The 25,453-nt window shown below is 63.6% G+C and carries 20 protein-coding genes and 1 pseudogene; 14 read left to right on the forward strand and 7 right to left on the reverse strand.

Going from position 1 to position 25,453, the window contains the following annotated elements; genetic code table 11:
• Positions 1 to 10 precede the first annotated feature (10 nt).
• Positions 11 to 1,066 carry a tetratricopeptide repeat protein gene (locus tag CAG33_RS17710; RefSeq protein WP_085583246.1) on the forward strand — a complete coding sequence of 352 codons (1,056 nt, stop codon included), beginning with the start codon at positions 11 to 13 and terminating at the stop codon, positions 1,064 to 1,066.
• A gap of 15 nt (positions 1,067 to 1,081) precedes the next feature.
• On the opposite strand, the gene CAG33_RS17715 is transcribed toward CAG33_RS17710, so the two are convergent.
• The 5 genes from CAG33_RS17715 to CAG33_RS17735 are packed head-to-tail and all read right to left on the reverse strand — an operon-like array spanning position 1,082 to position 7,624.
• On the reverse strand, positions 1,082 to 1,459 hold the full coding sequence (locus CAG33_RS17715; RefSeq protein WP_085639732.1) for a response regulator: 378 nt from the start codon (positions 1,457 to 1,459) through the stop codon (positions 1,082 to 1,084).
• Between the two features lie 45 nt (positions 1,460 to 1,504).
• Positions 1,505 to 2,719, reverse strand: coding sequence for a hybrid sensor histidine kinase/response regulator (locus tag CAG33_RS17720; protein WP_085639735.1), 1,215 nt, complete (start codon positions 2,717 to 2,719; stop codon positions 1,505 to 1,507).
• A complete protein-coding gene (locus tag CAG33_RS17725) occupies positions 2,713 to 3,306 on the reverse strand; it encodes a chemotaxis protein CheB (RefSeq protein WP_085583252.1) in 594 nt (197 codons plus the stop codon). Before CAG33_RS17725 ends, CAG33_RS17720 begins: the two co-directional genes overlap by 7 nt.
• A complete protein-coding gene (locus CAG33_RS17730; RefSeq protein WP_085583254.1) occupies positions 3,303 to 4,136 on the reverse strand; it encodes a protein-glutamate O-methyltransferase CheR in 834 nt (277 codons plus the stop codon). The genes CAG33_RS17725 and CAG33_RS17730 overlap by 4 nt, the downstream gene beginning before the upstream one ends.
• Positions 4,136 to 7,624, reverse strand: a complete 3,489-nt coding sequence (locus CAG33_RS17735) for a response regulator (protein ID WP_085639738.1) — start codon at positions 7,622 to 7,624, stop codon at positions 4,136 to 4,138. Before CAG33_RS17735 ends, CAG33_RS17730 begins: the two co-directional genes overlap by 1 nt.
• 264 nt (positions 7,625 to 7,888) lie before the next feature.
• On the opposite strand from CAG33_RS17735, the gene CAG33_RS17740 reads away from it, so the two are divergent.
• Positions 7,889 to 8,278: a response regulator gene (locus CAG33_RS17740; RefSeq protein WP_085639741.1), complete on the forward strand. Its 390-nt coding sequence runs from the start codon at positions 7,889 to 7,891 to the stop codon at positions 8,276 to 8,278.
• On the opposite strand, the gene CAG33_RS17745 is transcribed toward CAG33_RS17740, so the two are convergent.
• A complete protein-coding gene (locus CAG33_RS17745; RefSeq protein ID WP_085639744.1) occupies positions 8,265 to 10,466 on the reverse strand; it encodes a hypothetical protein in 2,202 nt (733 codons plus the stop codon). The two genes, CAG33_RS17740 and CAG33_RS17745, sit on opposite strands and share 14 nt — an antisense overlap.
• Before the next feature lie 322 nt (positions 10,467 to 10,788).
• Here CAG33_RS17745 and CAG33_RS17750 point away from each other — a divergent pair, with 322 nt between their 5' ends.
• From CAG33_RS17750 to CAG33_RS17800, 11 genes are all read left to right on the forward strand, one after another.
• Positions 10,789 to 12,096, forward strand: coding sequence for a glycosyltransferase (locus CAG33_RS17750; protein WP_085639747.1), 1,308 nt, complete (start codon positions 10,789 to 10,791; stop codon positions 12,094 to 12,096).
• Positions 12,097 to 12,215: 119 nt separating this feature from the next.
• Complete coding sequence (locus tag CAG33_RS17755) at positions 12,216 to 13,109, forward strand: phosphatidylinositol-specific phospholipase C domain-containing protein (protein ID WP_085639750.1); 894 nt, start codon at positions 12,216 to 12,218, stop codon at positions 13,107 to 13,109.
• A 42-nt stretch (positions 13,110 to 13,151) separates the two neighbouring features.
• Positions 13,152 to 14,057: an AraC family transcriptional regulator gene (locus CAG33_RS17760; protein WP_085583266.1), complete on the forward strand. Its 906-nt coding sequence runs from the start codon at positions 13,152 to 13,154 to the stop codon at positions 14,055 to 14,057.
• Positions 14,058 to 14,251: 194 nt separating this feature from the next.
• The gene (locus CAG33_RS17765; RefSeq protein ID WP_085583268.1) at positions 14,252 to 15,562 is read left to right on the forward strand and encodes a sugar ABC transporter substrate-binding protein; all 1,311 of its coding nucleotides are present in this window, start codon (positions 14,252 to 14,254) and stop codon (positions 15,560 to 15,562) included.
• A 123-nt stretch (positions 15,563 to 15,685) separates the two neighbouring features.
• Positions 15,686 to 16,612, forward strand: a complete 927-nt coding sequence (locus tag CAG33_RS17770; RefSeq protein ID WP_085583270.1) for a carbohydrate ABC transporter permease — start codon at positions 15,686 to 15,688, stop codon at positions 16,610 to 16,612.
• An 8-nt stretch (positions 16,613 to 16,620) separates the two neighbouring features.
• Positions 16,621 to 17,451 carry a carbohydrate ABC transporter permease gene (locus tag CAG33_RS17775; RefSeq protein WP_085583272.1) on the forward strand — a complete coding sequence of 277 codons (831 nt, stop codon included), beginning with the start codon at positions 16,621 to 16,623 and terminating at the stop codon, positions 17,449 to 17,451.
• Positions 17,452 to 17,507: 56 nt separating this feature from the next.
• Positions 17,508 to 18,611 (forward strand): ABC transporter ATP-binding protein, encoded by a 1,104-nt coding sequence (locus tag CAG33_RS17780; protein ID WP_085583274.1) that lies wholly within the window; start codon positions 17,508 to 17,510, stop codon positions 18,609 to 18,611.
• 16 nt (positions 18,612 to 18,627) lie between these two features.
• Positions 18,628 to 20,100, forward strand: coding sequence for a mannitol dehydrogenase family protein (locus CAG33_RS17785; RefSeq protein WP_085639753.1), 1,473 nt, complete (start codon positions 18,628 to 18,630; stop codon positions 20,098 to 20,100).
• Positions 20,101 to 20,398: 298 nt separating this feature from the next.
• Positions 20,399 to 21,895, forward strand: a complete 1,497-nt coding sequence (xylB, locus tag CAG33_RS17790; protein WP_085639756.1) for a xylulokinase — start codon at positions 20,399 to 20,401, stop codon at positions 21,893 to 21,895.
• A gap of 13 nt (positions 21,896 to 21,908) precedes the next feature.
• Positions 21,909 to 22,847: a carbohydrate kinase gene (locus CAG33_RS17795; protein WP_085639759.1), complete on the forward strand. Its 939-nt coding sequence runs from the start codon at positions 21,909 to 21,911 to the stop codon at positions 22,845 to 22,847.
• 44 nt (positions 22,848 to 22,891) lie between these two features.
• Entirely contained in the window at positions 22,892 to 23,512 is a 621-nt protein-coding gene (locus tag CAG33_RS17800; RefSeq protein ID WP_085639762.1) for a hypothetical protein, read from the forward strand.
• 59 nt (positions 23,513 to 23,571) lie between these two features.
• Here CAG33_RS17800 and CAG33_RS17805 read toward each other — a convergent pair whose 3' ends face one another.
• The gene (locus CAG33_RS17805) at positions 23,572 to 24,873 is read right to left on the reverse strand and encodes an OprD family porin (protein ID WP_085583285.1); all 1,302 of its coding nucleotides are present in this window, start codon (positions 24,871 to 24,873) and stop codon (positions 23,572 to 23,574) included.
• A gap of 366 nt (positions 24,874 to 25,239) precedes the next feature.
• Here CAG33_RS17805 and CAG33_RS17810 point away from each other — a divergent pair.
• A pseudogene (locus CAG33_RS17810) lies at positions 25,240 to 25,453 on the forward strand (type VI secretion system tip protein VgrG); the annotation flags it as partial.

Genomic DNA, 25,453 nt, shown 5'->3' on the forward strand with positions numbered 1-25,453 from the left:
GGATCCCTGCATGCCACCGTCTCGCCGCTACCTGCTCATCAGCCTCGGTCTCGTGCTGGCGCTCGGCGTTGCCTGGCTGTCCCTGCGCAGCACCGCACCGGTCATCCCCGAAGCGATCAAGCACGGCTACAGCGAAGCCTTGTCCGCCGCCCGCGCCGGCAAGCCCGGCGCCGCCCGGGTGCTTTACCAGCAGTTGGCGCGTCCGGACCTGACGGTCAAGCGGCGCGTCTGGCTGCACGCCGAGCTGCCCAACTATCCGAGCCCCCAGGCGCTGAAGCTGGCGGATGCGGACCTTCAGAACGAGTCGCCGGACGTGCGGCTGGCGGCGATCAAGAGCATCGTCGGCCTGGTGCCCGGCGGCCAACGCAGCCTGTTGCTCGGCCCGTTGCTGGACGACGAAGACCAGACGGTGCGCTTTGCGACGATCAACGCCCTGCTCGGCCTGACCCCGGACGAACTGGGCCTGTATTTCGCCCCGCTGCAGCAAGGCATCGACAGTTGGGAACAGGCCCTCAAGCTTGAGCCCGAAAGCGCCGACCGCTACGCGCAGCTGGCCCGCCTGCACCTGCACAATGCGGAACTGAAGCAGGCGCAGGAGGCGCTGGAGCAGACATTGCGCCTGGATCCGGCCAACCTGCCCGCGCTGGTGATGCAGATCGAAGTGCTGGACCGCCAGGGCCAGAGTGACGCGGCCCGGCAATTGCTGGCCAAACAGTTGAAGGCCCAGCCCGACTCCGCCTACCTGCAACATGCCCTGGGCCTGTGGCTGCTGCATCACGACCAACGCGAATACGCGCTGCTGGGCCTGTCCAGGGCGGTGGAGCTTGAGCCCGACAACAAGGATTACCGCTACGACCTGGCCACCACCCTGCACGGGGCCGAGGAACTGGAGGCGGCGCAGAAGCAGTTGCAGGAAGTCGTCCAGCGCCATCCCGCCGACCGCAAGGCCCGGGTGCTGCTGATCAGTTACTGGAAGGAAAGCGGCCAACTGCAGAACGTCCAGATCCTGCTGGCCCAGCTGGAGCAGATGAATCCGGACGACCCGTCGTTGCAGCAAGGGCTCTGAGCCCGCCGTCAGCCCTTACGCCAGCAGCTCGCGGATCTTTTCCTGCAGCACGTCCAGGTCGAACGGTTTTTCCAGGATCGGCGCCTTGCGCGTGATCGGGCTGTCGGTCTCGCGGATCTCCTGCGGGTAGCCGCTGATGAAGATCACCTTCAGGTCCGGCCTCAGCTTGACGGCCGGCTCTGCGATCTGCACGCCGTTGATGCCGCCGGGCAGACGGAAATCGCTGATCAGCAGGTCCAGATGCGGCTTGCTCGCCAGGATCTCGAAGGCCTGCTCGCCGTTTTCCGCCTCCAGGACGTGATAACCCTCGCCCCTCAGGTAGTCGGTGAGGATCATCAAGATAATGGGTTCGTCCTCGACGACGAGTACTACATCTTGTGCATCTGTGCTCATGGAAAGCCTTTGTTCGGTCAATAGCTGCTGAGTACGACCGTGCGGTCACTCAGAGGTTGCGTCCGGTTCGCCGTTTTCGCCCAGCGGCAGGCAGACGCGAAACAGCGCGCCTTCGTTGATCCGGCTCTGGACGGTGATCGAACCGCCATGGGCCGCGACGATCTGTTCGGAGATGAACAGCCCCAGGCCCAATCCGGCCACCACGGTCTTGGCCGACACCCTTTCGAACTGCTGGAAGATCCGCTTCTGGTTTTCCTCGCTGATGCCGATGCCGTGGTCGGCGACCTCGACCCGCGCCTCGTCGCCTTCGCGGTACACCCGCACCTGGATCGGGCTCTTGCCGCCGTAGCGCAAGGCGTTGGTCAACAGGTTGGAGACCACCTGCTCGATGCGGAACTCGTCCCAGTACCCTTCCACCGGCTCCGGTGCGCTGAAGCTGACCTCGGTTTCCGCCGCTTCGATCTGCTGCGCGAAGTTCTGCAGCAGGTTGCCCACCAATTGCGCCAGGTCGAAACGGCTCGGCCGGATCGACAGCTTGCCGGTGCGGATGCGCGACACGTCGAGCATGTCTTCGATCAGGCGGATCAGGCTCTGGATCTGCCGCTCGTCGCGCTCGACCATGGCGTTCATCTTGTCCAGGGTGAACGCGGCGGCGTTGTCCCGGGCCAGGTGCATCTTGCGCAACTGCGTTTCGAGGATAAGGCCATTGAGCGGCGTGCGCACTTCATGGGCGACGATCGACATGAAGTCGTCGCGCATGCGCACCGCTTGCTGCAGTTCCGCCTGGGTGCTCTGCAACTGCTCCAGCAGCACCTGCTGTTCGCGCCGGCTCTGCTCCAGCGCTTCGAGCTGCTGCTTGAGGGCCTTGCTCTGGCGGTACAGGTCGACGAACACGTTGACCTTGCTCTTGACCGCCTGCACGTCCAGCGGCTTGTGCAGGAAATCCACCGCGCCGCTTTCGTAGCCCTTGAACGCGTAGTTCAGTTCACGGCCGGCGGCGCTGACGAAGATGATCGGGATGTTCTTGGTCTTTTCGGTGCTGCGCATCATCTCGGCCAGTTCAAAGCCGTTCATGCCGGGCATCTGCACGTCCAGGATGGCCATGGCGAATTCGTGCTGCAGCAGCAGCGACAACGCCTCGTCCGCCGACAACGCCTTGTGGACGATGCGGTCTTCACGCTTGATCAGCGCTTCCAGGGCCAGCAGGTTTTCCGGCAGATCGTCGACGATCAGCAGTTTTGCCTGGATATTACTCAGCATGCGATTCGTTCCAGCTCGACAAGCAAACGGCTGATGCCGTGCAGGGGGAGAATGTGGTCGGGTTGATGAAGGCTCAGCGCGGCCAGGGGCATGGTGGCCACGTGTGCCTCCTGCGGATCCTGGACGACGGTCAGCCCGCCGTGGCGCTTGACCTGGGCCAGGCCCTGGGCGCCGTCGTGGTTGGCGCCAGTCAGCAGGACGGCGGCCAGCGCCGCGCCGTAGACGTCGGCGGCGGACTCGAACAGGTAATCGATGGAGGGCCGGGAATGGTGCACCCGGTCCTCCAGGCTCAGCGAAAGGCTGCGGTCCTGCTCCACCGACAGGTGATAGCCGGGCGTGGCGAAGTACACGGTGCCGGGGGCGATCTGCTGCTTGTCGATGGCTTCGACCGCCGGCAGCGACATCCGCCTGGCGAAGACTTCGGCCAGTTGGCTGCGCCGCTCTTCCGGCAGGTGCAGCACGACAATGATCGGCAGCCTGAACCCCTGGCGCAGCGGCGCCAGCAACGTCAGCAAGGCTTCGACGCCTCCGGCGGAAGCGCCCACCGCGATGGCCTCGATCCGGGGCAAGCCCGTGGCGCCGTTCATGATTTGCGGTAGATCCGTTCTTGTTTCACCAACGGGTCGAACCGGTTGGCGTAACTGGAGAAATCCAGCGTCTCTTTGCTGCCCAGCACCAGAAAGCCCCGGTGGCACAGCGACTCGTGGAACAGGCTGAAGGCCCGGTCCTGCAGCTTCTTGTTGAAATAGATCAGCACGTTGCGGCAGGAGATCAATTGGGTCTCGGAGAACACGCTGTCGGTCGCCAGGCTGTGGTCGGCGAACGTCACGTTCTCGCACAGGCTCTTGTCGAAGATCGCGTAGCCGTAGGCCGCCGTGTAGTAGTCGGCGAACGACCGCTGGCCGCCCGCCTGCTGATAGTTGGCGGTGTAGGCACGCACGTTTTCCATGGAGAAGATGCCCTGCTTGGCCTTGTCCAGCGAATGCGGATTGATGTCGGTCGCATAGATGATCGTGCGCTCCAGCAACCCTTCCTCACGCAGCAGGATCGCCATCGAATACACCTCTTCGCCGGTGCTGCACCCGGCGATCCAGATCTTGATCGACGGATAGGTCTTGAGCAGCGGCACCACTTCGCGCCGGATCGCGAGAAAGTGCGACGGGTCGCGGAACATCTCGCTGACCGGGATCGTCAGCAACTGCAGCAGCTGCATGAACGCGGTCGGGTCGTGCAGCACCTTTTCCTGCAGGGCGGAAATGGTGCTGCACTCGAACTGGCTCAGCGCGTGCAGCACCCGGCGCTTGATCGAAGCGCCGGAGTAATCGCGAAAATCATAGCTGTACTTGAGGTAGATAGCCTCGATCAACAGCCGAAGCTCAATCTCACTGTTGCGCTCGACTGAATAATGTCGTTCCACTAAATGCGTTCCATCTTCGGCAACCACACCCGAATCAACGAGAACAGGCGATCCAGGTCGATGGGCTTGGCCAGGTAGTCGTTGGCACCCGCCTGCAGGCAGCGCTCCTGATCGTCCTTCATGGCCTTGGCCGTCACCGCGATGATCGGCAGCTTGCGCCAGCGCGGATCCTTGCGGATTTCCATGGTGGCTTCGAAGCCGTCCATTTCCGGCATCATCACGTCCATCAGCACCAGATCGATGTCCTCGATTTCATTGAGCCGTTCAATCGCTTCACGGCCGTTACGGCCGATCACCACCACGGCGCCCTTGTGCTCCAGCGCGCTGGTCAGGGCGAAGATGTTGCGCACATCGTCGTCCACCAGCAGCACCTTGCGGCCCTCGAAGACCTTGTCGCGGCTGCGGGCGGTCTTGAGCATCTTCTGCCGCTCATGGGACAACTGCGATTCGACTTTGTGCAAAAAGAGTGTGACCTCATCCAGCAGGCGTTCCGGGGAGCGAGCGCCCTTGATGATGATCGAGCGCGAATACTTGCGCAGGTCGGCCTCTTCGTCGCGGGTCAGGTTGCGCCCGGTGTAGACGATCACCGGCGGGAACGAGCGGATGTCTTCGGTGGACATCCGCTTGAGCAGATCGTTGCCGAGCATGTCCGGCAGCTTCAGGTCGATGACCATGCAATCGAACACGGTGGTGCGCAGCAGCTCCAGCGCATCCTGGGCCAGCCCCACGGCGGTGATCTCGATGTCTTCGTCGCCGATCAGGCGGGCGATGCTTTCGCGCTGCAGGTCGTCGTCCTCGACCAGCAGCACGTGCTTGACCTTCTGCGTCAGCTTGGCTTCCAGGCGCGCGAACACGTCCTTGAGTTCGTCGCGGGTGGTCGGCTTGACCGCATAACCGATGGCGCCCATGTGCATCGCCGCTTCGACCCGGTCCTCGACCGAGATCACGTGCACCGGGATGTGCCGGGTTTCGGGGTGTTCCTTCAAGCGCTGCAGCACGGTCAGCCCCGAGTGATCCGGCAGGCGCATGTCCAGCAGGATCGCGTCCGGCAGGAACTCGCGGGCCAGGTCGTAGCCTTCGTCGGCGCCGTGGGCGACCAGGCAGCGGTAACCCAGTTCGTGGGCCAGGTCGTACAGGATGTTGGCGAAGTTCGGCTCATCCTCCACCACCAGGATGCTGCGGCTGTCGAACGGGGCCTTGTCGCGGTCGTCGTTGAACCGCGGCAGGTCCATCGACGGCGGTGACGCCGGCTCGGGCGCCGCCTCGGCCGGTTCGATGGAGACGGGATTGAAGTTCACCGGCACGGCCGGCGTCTCGCTGTTCTGGCGGTAGTGCTGCGGCACCACCAGGGTGAACACGCTGCCGCGACCCGGCGCGCTGCTGACGCTGATGAAGCCGCCGAGCAGGGCCGCCAGGTCGCGGGAGATCGACAGGCCGAGCCCGGTGCCGCCGTATTTGCGGTTGGTGGTGCCGTCGGCTTGGTGGAACGCCTCGAAGATGCTTTCCTGCTGGTTGGCCGCGATGCCGATCCCGGTGTCGCGGACGATGAACGCCACGCCGTCGTTCGGCTGGCCGGCGATGGTCAGGCTGACCGAGCCCTGCTCGGTGAACTTCACGGCGTTGGACAGCAGGTTCTTGACCACCTGCTCCAACCGCTGCCGGTCGGTGAACAGGGTCTGCGGCGCATCGGGCTGCACCACGACGTCGAACGCCAGGCGCTTGTCCGCCGCCAGCGGCTCGAACACCCCGCGCAGGCCCTCGGCCAGGCGCTCCACGCTGGTGCTGTCGGCCACCACTTCAAGCTTGCCGGCCTCGACCTTGGCGATGTCGAGGATGTCGTTGATCAGGTTGAGCAAGTCGTTGCCGGCCGAATAGATCGACTCGGCGAACTTGACCTGCTCGGCCGACAGGTTCTCCTGGGGGTTCTCCGCCAGCAGCTTGGCCAGGATCAGCGAGCTGTTCAGCGGCGTGCGCAGTTCGTGGGACATGTTGGCCAGGAACTCGGACTTGTACTTGCTGGAGCGCTGCAACTCTTCGGCGCGTTCTTCCAACTGCGCCTGGGCCTGGTTGAGTTCGGTGTTCTTCAGGTCCATGGCGTCGCGCTGCTCGGCCAGGATCTGGGTCTGCTCGGCGAGCTGTTCGTTGGTCTGCTCCAGCTCGACCTGCTGGGTCTCCAGATGCGCCTGGGACTCCTTGAGGATCCGTGACTGTTCCTCCAGCTCCTCGTTGGCGGTCTTGAGCTCTTCCTGCTGCACCTGCAGCTCTTCGTTGAGCTGCTGGGTCTCGGCGAGCACCTCCTGCAGGCGCTGACGGTAACGGGCCGCTTCGATGGAGATGCCGATGTTGCCGGCGATCAGCTCCAGCAGCTCGACGTCGCGCTCGTTGAGCGGGCGCAGGAAGCCCAGTTCGACCACACCGTTGACCCGGTCATCGTCGCTGGTCGGCACCACCAACACGCTGCTCGGCACGCCCTCTCCCAGGCCCGAACTGACCTTGAAGTAGTCGGAGGGCACCGGTTCCAGACGGATCAGGCGCCCCTGCTGCGCGGCCTGGCCGACAATGCCTTCGTCGCTGTAGATCGACTGTTCCTGCGCTTCCTGGTCGCGGGAGAAACCGTAGGTGGCCACACGCTTGAGGCCGCCGTGCTCTTCGCGCACATACAGCGCCGCCACCGCGACGCCCAAATACTGGGCACAGAACTGCAGGATGTTGCGGCCCAACAGGTTGAGGGTGAGTTGCCCCAACACCTGCTCGGCCAGCTCCGACTGCCCGCTGCGCAGCCAGGCCTGCCGCTCCAGGCGCTGGGCGCTGGCCTGCTGGGCGTCGAGGTTGGCGCCGTAGTTCTGCGACAGGTTGAGCAAGTCCCGGCGGCCGACATAGGCCAGCAGGCCGCTGATGGCCGCGACGAACAGGATGTACAGGCTGATGCTCCAGATCGTGGTGCGGCGCACGTCTTCGTTGCGCGCGGTGCGCAGTTGCTGCTCGGTGTCGATCACGTCCTCGAACTGCTTGCGGATCTCGTCGGTCAGGCGCTTGCCGCGCCCGGCCTTGACGGCGGCGCGGTAGTCGCCGCTGCTGCGCTGCAGGTCGATCATCGATTGCGCGTAGGTCGCCCACTCGGCCTGCAACGCTTGCAGGCGGCGTATGCGGTCGGTCTGCACCGGGTTGTCGGCGGTGAGTTCGAGCAAGGTGCCGAGCGCCACGGCGATCCGCGGCTTGGCCGTCTCGTAGGGATCCAGGAAGTGCTCGTCGCCGCTGAGCAGGAAGCCGCGCATCCCGGTCTCCAGGTCGACCGTGAGCTTCACCGCTTCATTGGCGTTGTTGATCACCCGGTCGGTGTGCTCCACCCACTTGATCACCGAGAGCAGATACGTGATCAGCACCACGAAGAACACCGCGCTGAGCGCGCCGACCGCCAGCGGCAGGCTGACGTTGCGGGTCAGGAGTTTACGGAACCGTAGTTCATCGACCGAAGACGTAGAGGTCATTGGACAGCCTTGTCGAACTGTTGAAATTCAGGGAGTTTGCCCGAAAACGGCAACATGGATCCATTTTTCTCTCAGCTTTAGCAGCAATTGTCCCGGTTTGCCTGCGCGATTTCGCAAATCAGCCGTTATCCTTGACGGCCGACCCGCATTCGCACCTTTTTGAGCGATGCCGGGGAACTTGTGGCATTGCGCCATTTACTCATGCTAAAGCGCGGTTGTTTCGCGAGACCGCGCTCCCCTGTCCAGTCCTTGAGAGCTTAGATTATGCCCACCATCCTAGTAGTAGAAGACGACGCCATCGTGCGCATGCTGATCGTCGATGTGTTGGCGGAACTGGACTTCCGCGTGGAGGAAGCGGACGGCGGCGAACAGGCGCTGGACATCCTCCAGGATTCCGGCCGCCGGGTGGACCTGATGATGACCGACGTCGGCCTGCCGGACATGGACGGCCGGATCCTCGCGGAGCAGGCCCGTCTGCTGCGCCCTGACTTGCCGATCCTGTTCGCCAGCGGCTACGCCGAGACCCTCGAAGTGCCGCCCGACATGCACGTCATCGGCAAGCCGTTTTCCATCGATCAACTGCGGGACAAGATCAAGTCGATTCTCCCGGACACCTGCCGGGAACGACTCCCGGACAGCCTCAATCCCGGTTGATCGGCGCTTCTTTCTCATGTTCGGGAAGCAATGCCTCGGCCCCCTCTCCAACCTGCTTGCCGATCTCGCGGCCCAACCCTTTTCCCGGCTCGCCGCTGGCCTCGATCGCCAATCGCAGGGCTGAGGGGTTGGGTATGAACCTGCCGGCGCTGTCGTAGGCGCCGAGAATCAGGCGCGGCGAAATGTCGACGGCGTAGTTGATTTCCAGAGGCGGCAGCTGCCTCAGGCCCGATTCGGGACGGAACATCAGTTCAGTGTTGGCGTACAGATGAAAGCCTTCCAACTGCCTGGCGTCGATGAAGTAGGTGAAGCCGCCCTTGGCGCCACCGTAGACATAGGCGCCCGCACCGTCCTTTTTGTAGAACGCGGACGTGGAGATGCCGGCGCCGTCCGGCGCCAGGGCATCGTGCGCCCCGCCGTAGCCGCCCTTGAACCCGTTGACCTGATTCAGATCGGTGATGACCGTGCGCTGCCGGAAGCCTTCCTTGAACACCACGGACGTGTCACGTGTGTCGCCCCTGAAGGTGAACCCTTGATAGACAAAGCCTTTTTCCGGCCCCGCGTACCGCACCAGTTGCGTGTCCGAGGCGATTGTCTGGGCGACGCCGGGCCCGCCCGCCAGCTCATGGAGTCGACCTGCCACCAAGGCGCCTTTCGCCGACTCCGGTATTTCCTTGCCTACGGTACTGGCCAATTGATGAGAGATACTGCCCGATGGCCGACGCAACGATGAAGGGTGATTGATCAGGTTCATTGCCTGGACGACGCGCTGCCCCAATCGTTTCTTGGTTGCCACCGACAACGCCTTGCCGAGCAGCCGTTCCCCGATCGGGCCGGCGAGTTCCGCCAGCGCGCCGATTGCGGCGGCGATGCGCAGCCGGTCTGTTTCGGCGGGGTCATCGGAGAGTTCCGCGCGGATCAGATCCGTCGCCGAGGCGCCCAGCCCCAGCAACATGGAAGCCAGGATCTTCAAGGAGGCCGACGCGAGCACCCCGCTCCCGCCCCACGGCAATGATGCGGCGAACGCCAGACATTGCAGCAGATAACCGGTTGCTTCCAGGGCCGTGTCGGTGAGCCGCTCCTCAGCGGTCGAGACCAGCGTGTCGATGTCAGCCAGCGCTCGGTCGATCTGCAAGGTCAAGAGGGTATCGGCGATGTCATTGCTGGCGAAGAAGGCGATTTGCCGACGCACCGGGCGCGTAGCGAACAGAGGGAACTCCAGACCGCGATACTTGAAGTCACGGACATGGGGCTTTTGCTGCTCACTGAGCGGCACCCGCTTGAGCAGCCTTTTCTGTAGGTCCGGGTTGTTTTCCACGAACCTCCCTCTTTCGTCGGGCCCCTCCGGATACTCGATCGCTGCCTTGTCCTCTCCCAAAAAGAAGAGAATGCCCCGGCTCAGGTTGTTGGCGCCGATGAAAACGGCGTTATCGACCTTGAGCTCCGGGCGGCTGTGCAGAATCATCGTGCGTGCAGGCACCAGCCCCCTGAGGTAGTCGAAGGCCAGTTGCCGGTCCTCCATGTCCCGGGACTCGTCCTTGATGAACCGGATGACCAGATCGTGCAGCTCCGCCCTTTTCAGAAGCTTGCCGAACAGCTTGGCCGACTTGGGCTTCAGGCCATCGGTGAGATGGTCCTTGAAGCCACGCTGATAATCCGCATCGGTGAACGCCTGAACCAGATCCCGAGGATACGACGAGGGCCAGAGTATCTGTTTGTATCCCACGTCCTTGAGCACCCGCAGGTGGTGATCCGTGCAGATCTCCGCCAGGGTGAACGGCTTGGTGACCCACTGCTTCGCCGGCGCCTCACCGTTGCGCCAGTCACTGGGCCTGGCCGATTCATTGGCCACGTACTTGATGCCGATGGTGGCGTCATGGGTGATCTGCGCCAGAAGCTTCTGCGACGTCACATGCCGGCGCGCCGTCTTTTCGATCTGCGCCCGAATGAAGAGGATCGGATCGAACGTCCCGGGATCCATCATGGCGGCGCAACCTGCGGCAATTTCACTGCTCAACGCCTTGAGGTCGATGCCGTCGACGATTTCGTCGGATGTATCCTTTGCGGTGGTCAAGGCCCCCGTCCGCGGCAACCGGTTGTCGGAACTGATGCCCAGAGGATCCAGCAATACAGACAAAGAGGGGTTCTCAACACTGGCATCCGCCAGATCAAATACAGGTAACTTCATGCAATAGCTCTTATTCATTGAAAATGTCGAATACATGCACTCGCAGATAAATCGCGTCGCGCCAAACAAACACTACTCGACATTCAAGAACGCCCACACTCATCAAATGTTGAATATGTTTTCCTCGTCACCAGCAGAGACAAACAATACACAAACTTACAACTCACCCACGAACAGCAATAACGCATCGACCGAAAGTTGACGTGAGTTTCCAACGTTTGAAGCAGTCCCGCCGTTCCATGAGTTCCGGGATCCATCCAGAGTCGGCTGTGGTTTAATGACGCGCTTATTCGCACCCACCTGCCTCAAGGAATGCCCGTCCATGCATCAATCCCGCACCACTCAGGTTCTGGTCATAGGCTATGTCTGGCCCGAACCCCGTTCCTCGGCGGCCAGCGGGCATGTCATGCAGATCCTCGAGGCATTCCTGCAAGAAGGCTGGGACATCACCTTCGCCAGCCCCGCCGGCCCCGGCGAACACAAGGCGGACCTCACGGCCATGGGCATCCGCGAGGTGCCGATCGAACTCAACAGCGAAAGCTTCGATACGTTCGTCCGTGAACTGGCGCCGGACATTGTCCTGTTCGACCAGTTCATGATGGAGGAGCAGTTCGGCTGGCGCGTCGAGAAGCAGTGCCCGGACGCTCTGCGGATGCTGGAGACCTCCGACCTGCAAAGCCTGCGTCACGCCCGCCATCAGCGCCTCAAGGAGCGTTTGAAGGCCAGCGACGACGCCAACGATTTCACCGGACTGTTCGCGCCAGCCCTGCGCGAGGAGTTCGAACGGATGGCCGATACCGATCTGGCCCGCCGTGAGATCGCCGCGCTGTACCGCTGCGATCTGAACCTGATGGTGTCCGAGGTTGAGATCGAGTTGCTGGTGGAACAGTTCCACCTGCCGCGGGAGGCGCTGCACTGGTGCCCGTTGATGGTGGACGCACCCGCCGAACCGGCAAGACCGTTCGGCGAGCGGGCGCACTTCCTGAGCATCGGCAACTTTCGCCACGCACCGAACTGGGATGCGGTGCTCTGGATGAAAAACACGCTCTGGCCGCTCATCCGCGCCCGGTTGCCGAGCGCTCAACTGCATGTCTACGGGGCCTACACCCCGCCGAAAGCGACCGCGCTGCACAATGCGGCGCAGGGCTTTCATGTCATGAACTGGGCCGAGGATGCCTTGCAGGTCATGTCCGCCGCCCGGGTCTGCCTGGCGCCGCTGCGCTTCGGCGCCGGCATCAAGGGCAAACTGGTGGACGCCATGCTTTGCGGCACGCCGAGCGTGACGACCCCGATCGGCGCCGAGGCCATGCATGGCGAACGTCCCTGGCCCGGCGCCATTGCCTGCACCGCTGAGGATCTTGCCGAGCAGGCGGTGCAACTCTATTCGGATGAGTCACGCTGGCAGAACGCTCAGGCACACGGCAACACGCTACTGGCGGAACATTACCGGCGCTCGACGCATGCGGCCGCACTGATCGAGAAGATCGCTCAATGCCGGCAAAACCTGGCAAAACTAAGAAGTCACAATTTCATTGGCGGCATGTTGCGCCATCACACATTGAAGAGCACCCAGTACATGGCGCAATGGATCGAAGAAAAGAACCGCAACAAGTTACATGCCGAACAATAAGCCAACAACTTGAATCAACAACTCAATTGGCATGCCTCCCCAACCAACTTATAAATCCCTGCAAGCGCCGAAAGACAAATCGGCGCATTCATCAAACCATGAATTGCAGGAGTCGCTTCATGAGCACCCCCTACACAAACAACGCCTGGATGGCGGCCACCCCCCGCCTCGACATTCTGTCGCTCAATGAACTTTCGCTGCCCGGCACCCACAATGCCGGCAGTGACTGGAGGGCTTCCTACCCATTCTTCGGCCCGCCCGCCCACTGGCTGGCGTGCCAGCACGACAGGTTCTACCGGCAACTGCACAACGGCGCGCGGGTGCTGGACATTCGCCTGATGGCCGACAGCAAGGAGTCGGGCCTTGAGCGGTTCCGAATCCACCACAATGGCTTCCCCAACTCTCGCCGGCTCGGCGACCTGATCACTGACGTCAAAAACTTTCTGAACGAAAACCCGGATGAGTTCGTCATCCTGGACTTTCACAAGACCGATGGCGACAGCTTCGACTATGCGTACTTCAACAAGATGATGATCCAGTTGCTGGGTCATCGGTTGATTCCGGCCACTAACGCCAACCTCAGCCTGGGCACCCTGAAACGCCTCAGCGACAAACAACGCGTGCTGGCCGCGGTCCGCCGGCATCCGGACATCGACCATTCCGTGTTCATTGATGAAATCCGCCACGAATGGAGCGGAAGCGGCACCACCAACACCCAGGAACTGTATCAGCACATCACCAACGTGCTGCGCAATCCGCCCGGCAACTGGCGCCCCTGGTCCTTGTCCGCCACCAGCTACAGCGCGCTGGGCGGGCCGGTGGACATCCATGACAAGCTCAACGAATGGTTCGACCCGGACACCAGCGACTGGGCCCGGCAGTGCAACATCATCAATGTCGATTTCATCGAGGAAACGAGGATCGTCGACTATTGCCGGACGATGAACCTGATCAAGGCCGACCAGCGCCAGCGGCAGTTTGCGCGCGAGCGCGCTGGCGCAACCGCTGTCTGACGGGGCATGATCCGCGGGCAATGACCACAAAGGCGTCCAGCCATGACCCGAACCGCTCGCGTGACCGACCCTTCCTATGAGCTGATGGATGACCACAACGGGTTGTCCATCATCTACCGCCAGCACGGGTTCCCGTGTCCGCTGGTGCGCTGGCACTTTCACAAGGAATACGAGCTGCACCTGATCGTCGCCAGTTCGGGCAAGGTGTTCATCGGCGACTACATCGGCAACTTCCACCCCCAGACCCTGTTCCTCACCGGACCCAACCTGCCGCACAACTGGATCAGCCAGGTCGCCGAGGACGAGGTGGTTGAGAAGCGCGACATGCTGGTCAACTTCACCGACGAGCTGTTCGAAAGCGGCTTTCAGGTGTTCGCCGAACTCAAGAGCCTCACCCCGTTGCTGGAACGGGCGCAGTACGGCATCGAGTTCCGCTGCCCGCACACGATCCGCCAGGCCATGCCGCTGATGCAGAAGATCGCCGACAGCCGCGGCACCACCCGCCTCGGCCATTTCTTCATCTTGATGGAGCTGCTGGCGACCTGCGACGACTACCAGCTGCTGTCCGGCGCCACCACCCCGCAACTGGCGGACGAGCACAACATCGACCGCACCAACCGCGCCGTGGACTACATCTTCGCCCACTACGCCCGGGAACTGACGCTGGAGGAAGTCGCCGACCATCTGGGCCTCAAGCCGACCTACTTCAGCCGGGTGTTCAAGCAGGCCACGGGGCGCAACTTCATCGAGTTCGTCAACCGGCTGCGGATCAGCAAGTCCTGCGAACTGCTGGCCGACGGAGACAAACCGGTGACCGAGGTGTGCTTCGAGTCGGGCTTCAACAACATCTCCAACTTCAACCGGCGCTTCCAGCAGCTCAAGGGCATGACGCCTTCGCACTACCGCCGGCTGGTGGTGCAGCGCCTGACCGAGCAGAACCTGGGCTGATTCCCGCAGGTTCAATCTTTGGCGCATCCCGGCCTCAACCGCCAGTGCAAAAAAGTATCGGTCAGAGTGCTAGGGATGATTTGTCTGCCCTGCGTTTGAAGGTTGTAATCAGTGCACATTCTTCCTGCCTTCGGAAGACACAAAAACAATAACCGTCCTTCTGCCGTCCGCCGGACGCAGAAAAGGAGTGCACGATGCAACCCACCGCAAAAGCCCTGCTGGCCCTCACCTGCCTGACCCTGAGCGGCGTCAGCCTCGGCGCCCAGACCCTCACCATCGCCACCGTCAACAACAGCGACATGATCCGCATGCAGCGGCTGTCGAAAACCTTCGAGGCCGAGCACCCGGACATCAAGCTCAATTGGGTGGTGCTGGAGGAAAACGTCCTGCGCCAACGCCTGACCACCGACATCGCCACTCAGGGTGGCCAGTTCGACGTGTTGACCATCGGCATGTACGAAGCCGCACTCTGGGGGGCCAAGGGCTGGCTGGAGCCGATGAAGGACCTGCCGGCCAGCTACGCCCTCGACGATGTGTTCCCGTCGGTGCGCGAGGGGCTGTCGGTCAAGGGTTCGCTGTACGCCTTGCCGTTCTACGCCGAAAGCTCGATGACCTACTACCGCACCGACCTGTTCAAGGACGCCGGCCTGACCATGCCCGAACGCCCGACCTGGGAGCAGATCGCCGAGTTCGCCGGCAAGCTCAACCACCCGGACAAGGAGCAGTACGGCCTGTGCCTGCGGGGCAAGGCCGGCTGGGGCGAGAACATCGCGTTGATCACCACCGTCGCCAACGCCTACGGCGCGCGCTGGTTCGATGAGCAGTGGAAGCCCGAATTCAGCGGCCCGGAATGGAAGAACGCGCTGAACTTCTACGTCGACACCATGAAGAAATCCGGCCCGCCGGGGGCCTCCAGCAACGGCTTCAACGAGAACCTGGCACTCTTCAACAGCGGCAAATGCGCGATCTGGGTCGACGCCAGCGTCGCCGGCTCGTTCGTCACCGACAAGTCCCAGAGCAAGGTCGCCGACCACGTCGGCTTCACGTTTGCGCCGCACCAGGTCACCGACAAGGGTTCGGCGTGGCTGTATTCCTGGGCGCTGGCGATCCCGACCAGTTCCAAGGCCAAGGACGCGGCCAAGGCCTTCAGCGCCTGGGCCACCTCCAAGGAGTACGGCGCGCTGGTCGCCGAGAAGGACGGGATCGCCAACGTGCCGCCGGGCACCCGCGCCTCCACCTACAGCGACGCCTACATGAGCGCCGCGCCGTTCGCCAAGGTCACGCTGGAGTCGCTCAAGGCCGCCGATCCCGGCAAGCCGACCCTCAAGCCGGTGCCGTACATCGGCATCCAGTTGGTGACCATCCCTGAGTTCCAGGCCGTGGGCACCCAGGTCGGCAAGCTGTTCTCGGCGGCGCTGATCGGCCAGAGCACGGTCGACCAGGCGCTGGCCGCCGCCCAGCAAACCACCGAACGCGAAATGAAGCGCGCCGGGTATCCCAAATAGCCCGCGCCACCCGTTTCTGCCTCCTGTGGGAGCAACTGTCTTGCCCGGCGGACTGACGCCATCGCCGGCAGGCCGGCTCCCACAAGATTCTCCATAGGTCTGTATGACTCGGTTCCCGATGCCATGAATACTTCAACCGCCAAAGCCCATCTCGAGCTGTCCCGCCCCACGCGCAAACCGCGGGTGGCCAACCCCGGCTGGTTCCTCGTCAGCCCGTCGGTGGCCCTGTTGCTGCTGTGGATGATCGTGCCGCTGGGCATGACCCTGTACTTTTCGATGATCCGCTACAACCTGCTCTACCCCGGTGAAAACGAATTCACGGGGCTGGAGAACTTCACCTACTTCCTGACCGATTCGGGCTTCATGCCGGGCGCCGCCAACACGCTGTTGCTGGTGGGCAGCGTGCTGCTGATCAGCGTGGTGTTCGGCGTGCTGATCAGCGCCCTGCTGGAGGCCAGCGAGTTCTTCGGCCGGGGCCTGGTGCGGGTGCTGCTGATCTCGCCGTTCTTCATCATGCCCACGGTCGGCGCACTAATCTGGAAGAACCTGATCTTCCACCCGGTGTCCGGGATCCTCGCTTACATCTGGAAGCTGTTCGGCGCGCAGCCGGTGGATTGGCTGGCCCACTACCCGCTGCTGTCGATCATCATCATTGTCTCGTGGCAATGGCTGCCCTTCGCGATCCTGATCCTGATGACCGCCATGCAGTCCCTGGACCAGGAACAGAAGGAAGCCGCCCGCCTGGACGGCGCCGGCCCCGTCGCGATCTTCTGGCACCTGACCCTGCCGCACCTGGCGCGGCCGATCGCGGTGGTGGTGATGATCGAGACCATTTTCCTGCTGTCGGTGTTCGCCGAGATCTTCACCACCACCAACGGCGGCCCCGGCTACGCCTCGACCAACCTCGCCTACCTGATCTACAACCAGGCGCTGGTGCAGTTCGACGTCGGCATGGCCTCGGCGGGCGGCCTGATCGCCGTGGTCATCGCCAACATCGCCGCGATCGTCCTGGTGCGGATGATCGGCAAAAACCTGACCGACAACGCCTGAGGCCCGCCATGACCCTACAACAGTCCCGTCGCCTGCAAAGCCTGCTGCTCGGCACCCTGGCCTGGGCCATCGCCATCGTGATTTTCTTCCCGATCCTCTGGATGGCGCTGACCAGCTTCAAGACCGAAATCGACGCGTTCGCCACGCCGCCGCAGTTCCTCTTCAGCCCGACCCTGGAGAACTACCTGCACATCAACGAGCGCAGCGACTACTTCAGCTTCGCCTGGAACTCTGTGGTGATCTCGTTCAGCGCCACCGCCCTGTGCCTGCTGATCGCGGTGCCGGCGGCCTACTCCATGGCGTTCTACGAGACCCAGCGCACCAAGGGCACGCTGCTGTGGATGCTCTCCACCAAGATGCTGCCGCCGGTGGGCGTGCTGATGCCGGTCTACCTGCTGGCCAAGAGCTTCGGCCTGCTCGACACGCGGATCGCGCTGATCGCCATCTACACCCTGATCAACCTGCCGATCGTGATCTGGATGGTTTACACCTACTTCAAGGACATCCCCCGGGACATCCTCGAAGCCGCGCGCCTGGACGGCGCCACCCTGCCCCAGGAAATGCTCCGCGTGCTGCTGCCCATCGCCAAGGGCGGCCTGGCCTCCACCGTGCTGCTGTCGCTGATCCTGTGCTGGAACGAAGCGTTCTGGTCGCTGAACCTGACCTCCTCGAAAGCCGCGCCGCTGACCGCGCTGATCGCCTCCTATTCCAGCCCCGAAGGGCTGTTCTGGGCCAAGTTGTCGGCGGTCTCGACCCTGGCCTGCGCGCCGATCCTGATCTTCGGCTGGATCAGCCAGAAGCAGTTGGTGCGCGGCCTGTCGTTCGGCGCCGTGAAATGAATCCGGCCCCTACCCACTTCCACACAAAAGCCAAGACATAGCGGAGGCCCATCCTCATGGCCAACCTGAAAATCAAGAATCTGCAAAAAGGCTTCGAAGGCTTTTCCATCATCAAGGGCATCGACCTTGAAGTGAACGACCGCGAGTTCGTGGTGTTCGTCGGCCCGTCGGGCTGCGGCAAGTCCACCCTGCTGCGGCTGATCGCCGGCCTTGAAGAAGTCAGCGGCGGCACCCTCGAACTGGACGGGCGCGACATCACCGAAGTCAGCCCGGCCAAGCGTGACCTGGCGATGGTGTTCCAAACCTACGCCCTGTACCCGCACATGAGCGTGCGCAAGAACATGTCGTTCGCCCTGGACCTGGCCGGCGTGCCGAAGGCCGAAGTCGAGAAGAAAGTCGCCGAGGCGGCGCGCATCCTCGAACTGGGGCCGATGCTGGAGCGCAAGCCCAAGCAACTCTCCGGCGGCCAGCGCCAGCGTGTGGCCATCGGCCGGGCCATCGTGCGCAACCCGAAGATCTTCCTGTTCGACGAGCCGCTGTCCAACCTCGACGCCGCCCTGCGCGTGCAGATGCGCCTGGAGCTGCTGCGCCTGCACAAGGACCTGAAGGCCACGATGATCTACGTGACCCACGATCAGGTCGAAGCCATGACCATGGCCGACAAGGTCGTGGTGCTCAACGGCGGCAGGATCGAACAGGTCGGCTCGCCGCTGGACCTGTACCACCATCCGGTCAACCTGTTCGTCGCCGGTTTCCTCGGCACACCGAAGATGGGTTTCCTCAAGGGCACGGTGGCGCGCATCGATGCGCAGGGCTGCGAAGTCTCGCTGGACGCCGGCACCCGCATCAGCCTGCCGCTCGATGCCGCCAACCTGAGCGTGGGCGGCGCCGTGACCCTGGGCATCCGCCCCGAGCACCTGGAGCTGGCCCAGCCCGGCGACTGCACCCTGACCGTCACCGCCGACGTCAGCGAACGCCTGGGCAGCGACACCTATTGCCATGTCCGCACGGCCTGCGGCGAACCCCTCACCCTGCGGGTGCGCGGCGACCTGGCCAGCCGTTACGGCGAGACCCTGAACCTGCACCTTAACGCCAGCCACTGCCACCTGTTCGACGCCGACGGCGTGGCGCTCACCCGCGCCCTGCGCGCGGCCGCCTGACTGCGAGACCGATCCGATGAAACTCAACCGCCAGAACCTCAACCGCCTCGCCGCCGACGTGAACGTGCCGGCCTACGGCCTCGGCGACCTGCGCCAGGGCATCGCCCACATCGGCGTCGGCGGCTTCCACCGCGCCCATCAGGCGTATTACACCGATGCGCTGATGAACGCCGGGCAAGCGCTGGACTGGGCCATCTGCGGCATCGGCCTGCGCGCCGAAGACCGCCGCGCCCGCGATGACCTCAAGGAGCAGGACTACCTGTTCACCCTGTTCGAACTCGGCGACGGCGACGACACGCAGGTGCGCGTCATCGGCGCGATCCGCGACATGCTCCTGGCCGAAGATGGCGCGCAAGCCCTGATCGCCCGACTGGCCGATCCGCAGATCCGCATCGTCTCGCTGACCATCACCGAAGGCGGCTATTGCATCGACGACAGCACCGGCGAGTTCATGGCGCACCTGCCTTCGATCCAGCACGACCTGGCGAATCCGGAACAGCCGACGACCGTGTTCGGCTTCCTCTGCGCGGCGCTGGCCCGGCGGCGCGCGGCGGGTACGGCGGCGTTCACCGTGATGTCCTGCGATAACCTGCCGCACAACGGCGCGGTCACCCGCAAGGCGTTGCTGGCCTATGCGGCGCTGCATGACGCAGGGCTGCACGACTGGATCGCCGCTCACGTCAGCTTCCCCAACGCCATGGTCGATCGCATCACGCCCATGACCAGCACCGCGCACCGTCTGCAACTGGCGGACAAGCACGCGGTGGACGACGCCTGGCCGGTGGTCTGCGAGCCCTTCGTGCAATGGGTGCTGGAGGACAAGTTCGTCAACGGCCGCCCGGCCTGGGAACAGGTCGGCGTGCAGTTCACCGACGACGTCACGCCCTATGAAGAAATGAAGATCAAGCTGCTCAACGGCAGTCACCTGGCCCTGACCTACCTGGGGTTCCTCAAGGGCTACCGCTTCGTGCACGAGACCATGGCCGATCCGTTGTTCGTGCGCTACATGCGCGCCTACATGGACCTGGACGTCACCCCGCAACTGGCGCCGGTGCCGGGCATCGACCTGGGCGAATACAAGGACACGCTGGTGGCGCGGTTCTCCAACCGGGCGATTGCCGACCAACTGGAGCGGGTGTGTTCGGACGGCTCGTCGAAGCTGCCCAAGTTCACCGTGCCGACCCTCAACCGCTTGATCGCCGACGGCCGGGAGACCCAACGGGCGGCGCTGGTGGTGGCGGCGTGGGCGATGTACCTCAAAGGGGTGGACGAGCAAGGCCGGACCTACTCGATACCCGATCCCCGGGCGGCGTTCTGCCAGGCGCTGGTGGCCGATGACCGGTTGATCGCCGAACGGCTGTTGGGCGTGGAGGAGATCTTCGGCCCGGCGGTCGCCCAATCGCCTGAGTTCGTGGCGGCGTTCCAGTGGTGCTGCGACAGCTTGCGGGAGGTGGGGGTTTCGCGGACGCTGGAGCGGGTGTTGGGTTGAGTCTTGCGGTGCGGCGACTGACGTCATCGCGGGCAAGCCCGCTCCCACAGTGTTCTGCGGCGACCATAGCATCTGCATTCACCTAAGATCCCTGTGGGAGCCAGCCTGCTGGCGAAAGCTTCGGCCCAAGTAGCGCGCAGTTGCTCCCGCACCATTCTGAAGTGAACGCTGACTCTGCATTCGCAGCAAATCCCTGTGGGAGCTGCGGTGCGACGATTCGACTTGCCAGCGATGGCGTCAGCCCAGGCACCGCAGGGCATGATCAACACAACGGCTCCCACACCCTGAGGATCTTTCCGTGACCCACCCGCAACTTTTCCTCGGCATCGACTGCGGCACCCAGGGCACCAAGGCCCTCATCCTCGACGCCGCCAGCGGCGCCGTGCTGGGCCAGGGCGCCACCGGACACACAATGATCAGCGGCGCCAACGGCCGCCGCGAGCAAGACACCGGCCAATGGCTGGACGCCTTCGCCCAAGCCACCCGCCAGGCGTTGCGGGCGGCCGGCGTGGACGGCCAGGCGATCCTCGGCATCGGCGTCTCCGGCCAACAGCACGGCCTGGTGTTGCTGGACGACACCGGCCAGCCGCTGCGCCCGGCCAAGCTGTGGTGCGACACCGAAACCACGGCGGAAAACGACCGCCTGCTCGCCCACCTGGGCGGCGAACAGGGTTCGCTGGAACGCCTGGGTCTCGTCATCGCGCCGGGCTACACCGTGTCGAAACTGTTGTGGACCTGCGAGCAGCACCCGGCCGTGTTCTCACGCATCGCCCGGATCCTGCTGCCCCACGACTACCTCAACTTCTGGCTCACCGGCCGCGCCTGCAGCGAGTACGGCGACGCGTCCGGCACCGGCTACTTCAACGTGCGCACCCGGCAATGGGACCTGCAACTGCTGCGCGACATCGACCCCAGCGGTCGCCTGCAAGCGGCGCTGCCGGAACTGATCGACGCCCATCAACCGGTCGGCACGCTCCTGCCGGCAATCGCCGAGCATCTGGGCATCAACCCCAACGCCCTCGTGTCCAGCGGCGGCGGCGACAACATGATGGGCGCCATCGGCACCGGCAACATCCGGCCCGGGACGATCACCATGAGCCTCGGCTCCTCCGGCACGGTCTGCGCCTACGCCGACCAGCCGCAGGTCAGCCCGGACGCTTCGGTCGCCACGTTCTGCTCCTCCAGCGGCGGTTGGCTGCCGCTGATCTGCACCATGAACCTGACCAACGCCACCGGCGCCATCCGTGAACTGCTCGGCCTCGACCTCGAACGGTTCAACGCCCTCGTGGCCCAGGCCCCCATCGGCGCGGACGGCGTGAGCCTGCTGCCGTTCTTCAACGGCGAGCGCGTGCCCGCCCTGCCCCACGCCACCGGCAGCCTGCACGGCCTGACCCTGGACAACCTGACGCCGGCCAACCTGTGCCGGGCCGTCGTCGAAGGCACCACCTTCGGTTTGCGCTACGGACTGGATCTGCTGCGCCGCAATGGTTTACAAAGCCGCAGCATTTGCCTGATCGGCGGCGGATCGAACAGCGCCGTGTGGCGGCAGGTCGTCGCCGACATCATGGACACCCCGGTGATCTGCCCCGAACACAGCGAAGCCGCCGCCCTGGGCGCAGCGATCCAGGCGGCGTGGTGCGCCTCGTGGAGCAACGGCCGCGAGCAGTCGCTGGCGGACTTGTGCGAGCGCTGCGTGACCTTCGACCCAAACAGTGAAACCCTACCGGTCGCCGCCAACGTCGCGGCGTTCCAACAGGCCTATGAACGCTATCGACAGCATGTCGCAACCTTATAGAGAGCAAACAACTATGTACCTGGTGTGTGGCGAAGCGCTGTTCGATTTCTTCAGCGAAGACGATGCCGGCGGGCAGGCATCGAAAGTCAATTTCAAGGCGATTGCCGGTGGCTCGCCGTTCAACGTGGCGGTGGGCTTGCGCCGCCTCGGCGTGGACTCGGCGCTGTTCGCCGGGCTGTCCACCGACTACCTCGGCAGGCGCTTGCGGCAGGTGCTGCAGGACGAAGGCGTACGCCCGGATTATCTGGTGGATTTCGCCGCGCCGACCACACTGGCCATGGTCGCGGTGGGCGCCAATGGCTCGCCGCATTACAGCTTCCGTGGCGAAGGCTGCGCGGACCGGCAACTGAGCCTGGCCCACCTGCCGACGCTCGGCCCCCAAGTGCGCGGGCTGCACATCGGCTCGTTCTCGCTGGTGGTGCAGCCGGTGGCCGACACCCTGCTCGCGCTGGTGCAGCGCGAAAGCGGCCGACGCCTGATCACCCTCGACCCCAACGTGCGCCTCAATCCCGAGCCGAACATCGACCTGTGGCGCGAGCGGATCGCGACGCTGATGCAGTACGCCGACCTGATCAAGGTCAGCGACGAGGATCTGCGCCTGCTCTATCCGGAGCAGGATCCGCAGCAGGTGATCGAAGGCTGGCTCACGCACCGTTGCCAGGTGGTGTTCCTCACCCGGGGCGGTGAAGGCGCGACGGTGTTCAGCCGTGCCCACGGTTCATGGTCGGTGCCGGCGAGTCCGGTGCAGATCGCCGATACCGTCGGCGCAGGCGATACCTTCCAGGCCGCGTTGATCACCTGGCTGACCGAACATGAACTGGATTCGGTGGACGGCGTACGGCACCTGCAACGCGACCAGATCGACGCCATGCTCAGGTTTGCCGTACAGGCAGCCGCCCTGACGTGCAGCAAGACCGGTCCAGATTTGCCTTATCGCCATCAGTTGACCTGACCGCGTAGACTGGCGCCCTTTTTTTCACGACGGGATGACGGCTTTTGAATTCGGGGCGCACGGCTGGACTTTTGGTATTGGCGGCACTGCTGACCGGTTGCGGAACATCGCCGCCGCGTTCGCCGGACAACCTCTGCGAGATCTTCCGCGAGAAAAGCGATTGGTACGACGCCGCCCAAGTCACGCAGAAGCGTTGGGGCGTGCCGATCCAGGTGCCGTTCGCGATCATGTATCAGGAGTCCGGCTATCGCTACGACGCCAAGACCCCGCGCAAATACCTGTTGTGGGTGATCCCGTGGGGCCGCGTCACAACGGCATCGGGTTATGCGCAGGCCAAGGACGAGGTCTGGTCCGATTACCAGAAAAGCACCGGCCGCCATGGCGCCGACCGTGAAGACTTCGACGATGCCATCGACTTCGTCGGCTGGTACATGGACAAGACCACGTCGGTCAACGGCGTGTACAAGTACGACGCCTACAACCAGTACCTCAATTACCACGAAGGCTGGGGCGGTTTTCGCCAGAAGACGTATGCCGGCAAGGCGTGGCTGCCGCCGGTGGCGCGCAAGGTGCAGAACCGCTCGGACATGTACGGCCAGCAATACGCGGCGTGCAAGGACGATTTGAATCGCGGGTTCTGGAGCCGGTTCTGGCATTGGCTCTGATCGCAGGCAATAAAAAACCATCGCGAGCGAACTCGCGATGGTCATTGGCCTGAACGGTTTTACAACACCGAAAAGTTGTAGCTCACGATCAACCGGGTCTCGTCCACGTCCCGGGCGAACTTCTCGTAGTTGGTGCGGTACGTCGCATTGCGCAGACGCAGGCTGACGTCCTTGAACATGCCGGTCTGGATCACGTACTTGAGCTCGCTGTCGCGTTCCCACTCTTTGCCTTCCTGATCGCTGCCCGGCACCTTGATGTGGTCGCCGTTGACGTAACGGGTCAGGAAGCTCAGGCCGTTGATGCCGATGGCCTTGAAGTCGTAGTCGTAGCGCAATTGCCAGGAACGCTCCTGGGCGGCGGCGAAGTCGTTGACCTGCACGTAGTTGACCAGGTACGGGTTGCTGCCGTCGAGGTACGGCATCGAATTGTCGCCGTTCATGCGCTGCCAACCGGCGCTGAAGGTGTGACCGCTGATGCCGTAGGACAGCATGCCGCTCAACGCGCGGTTGTCGATGGAACCGGCTTTCGCGTCACCGCTGTCGGCGCTCTTGAGCACGCGCAGATCGGCCTTCAGCACGCCGTCACCCAGCGGCTGGTTGGCCAACAGCCCCACGAAATGCTGGCGGTAGATGTCTTCCAGCTCGGCGTAGTGATACTGCGCGGTCAGGCGGTCGTTGATCTTGTAGTCCAGGCCGTACATGTCGAAATGATCGGCGGTGACGTTGCACGCATAGCGCTTGTTCTTGCAGTGCACGCGGATGTCCTGGGAATCGGTGGAGTCCCGGGCGGTGTACTTGTCCAGGCGTGCGGCCATGAAGGTCAGGTCCTTCACCTCTTTGGAGGTGAGCATCGCGCCGTTGAACATGGTCGGCAGCAGGCGGCCGTCGTTGTACTTGAGCAGCGGCAGATCCGGCAGCAATGCGCCGTATTTCAGCACGGTATCCGAGACCTTCACCTTGGCGGTCAGGCCCATTTTCGCGTACTGATCCTTCGACCCCCGCGGGTTTTCGCCGCTGGACGGCAGCAAGCCGCTGTTGCTGCGGTCGGGGCTGGTGTCGAGCGCGAAGCCGACCATGCCCAACGCGTCGAGGCCGAAGCCGACGGTGCCTTCGGTGTAGCCCGATTGCAGGTTGAGGATGAAGCCCTGGGCCGACTCTTCGCGCTTGGATGCGCCCTGATCGTTGGCGGTGTGCCCATCACGGAAATCGCGGTTGAAGTACACCGTGCGCGATTCGATCTTCGCCGTGGTGTCTTCGAAGAACCCGGCGGCCTGGGCCTGTGCGGAAAAACCTGCGCACAGCGCCAGGGCGCCGAAGCCGAAGGACTGGCGGGCAGTGATGAGGGGAAATGGGGGACGCATGAAAAAGCTCCAACAGTACAGCGTTTGCGCGACGGCGCAATTTGCCAGAAAAATAGCTCCCGTCCCGAGGCAACGAAGCGCCGGGAGGCAGTGGACACGCAGGGGTGTGCGGCAATGATGGCAGATGGCTTTGACGTGCCACAGGCGACTTTAGTCTGAAACCGACCGGCCACCCACAAACGGCCGCAGTGGTCCGGCTCGGCGTGGCCCCTTCAGCAAATCCCCGGATCCATTGGGCGAAACAGCCTCTCTCAGGGTTTTCCCTAGACCGTGCACAGGGATTGCCTGCAGCACTTTCGGGTTGTACGAGGTCGGCGAATCCTGCACCATCTGTACCCTGCTTATCCAAAGGACGGAATTGAAGGCATGCTGGACGCCAACGCTACGCACATCACCCTCACCCTCGAAGGCGCCAACGCGGACTTCCAGGTGCTCAGCTTCACCGGCCGCGAAGCCCTCAACCAACCGTTCCGCTTCGATCTCGAACTGGTCAGCGCCCGCCCCGACCTCGCCCTCGAAGAGCTGCTGCACAAGCCCGGCGTCCTCACCTTCGGCGCCACCGGCGAGGGCAAGATCCACG

It is taken from the genome of Pseudomonas sp. B3(2017) (assembly GCF_002113595.1).
Lineage (GTDB): Bacteria > Pseudomonadota > Gammaproteobacteria > Pseudomonadales > Pseudomonadaceae > Aquipseudomonas > Aquipseudomonas ekonensis.

Coding starts and splice junctions, on each gene's coding strand:
- CAG33_RS17710 (WP_085583246.1), top strand. CDS start 11: ATGCCACCGTCTCGCCGCTACCTGCTCATCAGCCTCGGTCTCGTGCTG.
- CAG33_RS17715 (WP_085639732.1), bottom strand. CDS start 1,459: ATGAGCACAGATGCACAAGATGTAGTACTCGTCGTCGAGGACGAACCC.
- CAG33_RS17720 (WP_085639735.1), bottom strand. CDS start 2,719: ATGCTGAGTAATATCCAGGCAAAACTGCTGATCGTCGACGATCTGCCG.
- CAG33_RS17725 (WP_085583252.1), bottom strand. CDS start 3,306: ATGAACGGCGCCACGGGCTTGCCCCGGATCGAGGCCATCGCGGTGGGC.
- CAG33_RS17735 (WP_085639738.1), bottom strand. CDS start 7,624: ATGACCTCTACGTCTTCGGTCGATGAACTACGGTTCCGTAAACTCCTG.
- CAG33_RS17740 (WP_085639741.1), top strand. CDS start 7,889: ATGCCCACCATCCTAGTAGTAGAAGACGACGCCATCGTGCGCATGCTG.
- CAG33_RS17745 (WP_085639744.1), bottom strand. CDS start 10,466: ATGAAGTTACCTGTATTTGATCTGGCGGATGCCAGTGTTGAGAACCCC.
- CAG33_RS17750 (WP_085639747.1), top strand. CDS start 10,789: ATGCATCAATCCCGCACCACTCAGGTTCTGGTCATAGGCTATGTCTGG.
- CAG33_RS17755 (WP_085639750.1), top strand. CDS start 12,216: ATGAGCACCCCCTACACAAACAACGCCTGGATGGCGGCCACCCCCCGC.
- CAG33_RS17760 (WP_085583266.1), top strand. CDS start 13,152: ATGACCCGAACCGCTCGCGTGACCGACCCTTCCTATGAGCTGATGGAT.
- CAG33_RS17765 (WP_085583268.1), top strand. CDS start 14,252: ATGCAACCCACCGCAAAAGCCCTGCTGGCCCTCACCTGCCTGACCCTG.
- CAG33_RS17770 (WP_085583270.1), top strand. CDS start 15,686: ATGAATACTTCAACCGCCAAAGCCCATCTCGAGCTGTCCCGCCCCACG.
- CAG33_RS17775 (WP_085583272.1), top strand. CDS start 16,621: ATGACCCTACAACAGTCCCGTCGCCTGCAAAGCCTGCTGCTCGGCACC.
- CAG33_RS17780 (WP_085583274.1), top strand. CDS start 17,508: ATGGCCAACCTGAAAATCAAGAATCTGCAAAAAGGCTTCGAAGGCTTT.
- CAG33_RS17785 (WP_085639753.1), top strand. CDS start 18,628: ATGAAACTCAACCGCCAGAACCTCAACCGCCTCGCCGCCGACGTGAAC.
- CAG33_RS17795 (WP_085639759.1), top strand. CDS start 21,909: ATGTACCTGGTGTGTGGCGAAGCGCTGTTCGATTTCTTCAGCGAAGAC.
- CAG33_RS17805 (WP_085583285.1), bottom strand. CDS start 24,873: ATGCGTCCCCCATTTCCCCTCATCACTGCCCGCCAGTCCTTCGGCTTC.